At 73.5% G+C, this 1,213-nt stretch carries 1 protein-coding gene; it reads right to left on the bottom strand.

Features of this window, described 5'->3' with window-relative positions:
- Positions 1–1,213: ABC transporter permease (locus HMPREF3105_RS09670; RefSeq protein ID WP_070709427.1), on the bottom strand; the 1,213-nt coding region annotated here is incomplete at both ends.

Raw genomic sequence — 1,213 nt, 5'->3', positions numbered from 1 at the left:
GGCGGGCGCGGGCGGCGCCCGGGGCGGGCAGCCGGAAGATGGCGCGCACCAGCGGCGGGGCCGCGATGAGCAGCACGATCACGGACTGCACCACGAGGACGATGTCGACCGGCACCCCGGTCTCGGTCTGCATGGTCACGCCGCCGGCGCGCAGGGCGCCGAAGAGCAGGCCCGCGAACAGCACGCCCACCGGGTGGGACCGGCCGAGCAGGGCCACCGTGATCGCGTCGAAGCCGAAGGACCCGGCCACGGAGGTGTTCAGCGTGCTCTCCGTGCCGGCGACGTGGGTGGCGCCGGCCAGGCCGGCGAGGCCGCCGGAGATCGCCATGGCGGCCACGTAGGAGCCCTTCACGGAGATGCCGGCGGTGCGGGCGGCGTCCGGGTTGGCGCCCACGGCCCGCAGGCGGAAGCCGAGGGTGGAGCGCTGCATGAGCCACCACGTGAAGAGCACGGCCAGCAGCGCGACGAAGAAGCCCCAGTGCAGCCGGAAGTCGGTCCCCAGCAGCCGCGGGAACATGGCGGAGCGGTCCAGCGGAGCGGACACCGGGTTCGTGGTGCCGGGCGCCCGCAGGACGGGGGTGTTCAGCAGGTACGCGAGCAGGTTCACCGCCACGTAGTTGAGCATGATCGTGAGGATCACCTCGTGCGCGCCCGTCCAGGCCTTGAGCACGCCGACGACGGAGCCCCACAGCACGCCGCCGAGCACGCCCATCACGACGACGAGCAGCAGGTGCACGCCGGGCGGCAGGTGCAGGTGCACGCCGAACCACGTGGCGAACATGGCGCCGAAGATGAACTGGCCCTGGCCGCCGATGTTGAACAGGCCCGCCCGGAAGGCGATGGCGATGCCCAGCGAGATGATGATCAGCGGGGTCGCCACGGTGAGGGTCTCGGTGAGCGGGTAGAGCATGCCCGTCGCGTCCGAGGCCCGGTAGTTGAAGACGGCGCCGCGGAACAGGGCCGCGAAGGCCCCTGCGAACGCGGCCCAGGCGGCGGACAGCAGGTCTCCCGGGCGGGCGAAGAAGTAGCCGGCGGCGTCGCGGACGTCCTCGTCCACGGCGATGATCAGCAGGCCGGAGATCAGCAGGGACAGCAGGATCGCCAGGACGGTGACCGTGCCGTTGCCCGAGAGGATCCGGCGCAGGGCGGAGTCGGCGGGGGCGGGCCGGACGCGGGGGTCGGACGCGGGGGCCGGGCGCTGCGGGGCGGCGGT

Origin of the sequence: Micrococcus sp. HMSC31B01 (genome assembly GCF_001816085.1) — a bacterium.
GTDB classification, from domain to species: Bacteria; Actinomycetota; Actinomycetes; order Actinomycetales; family Micrococcaceae; genus Micrococcus; species Micrococcus luteus.
This window is presented reverse-complemented; position numbering and strand designations above follow the sequence as displayed.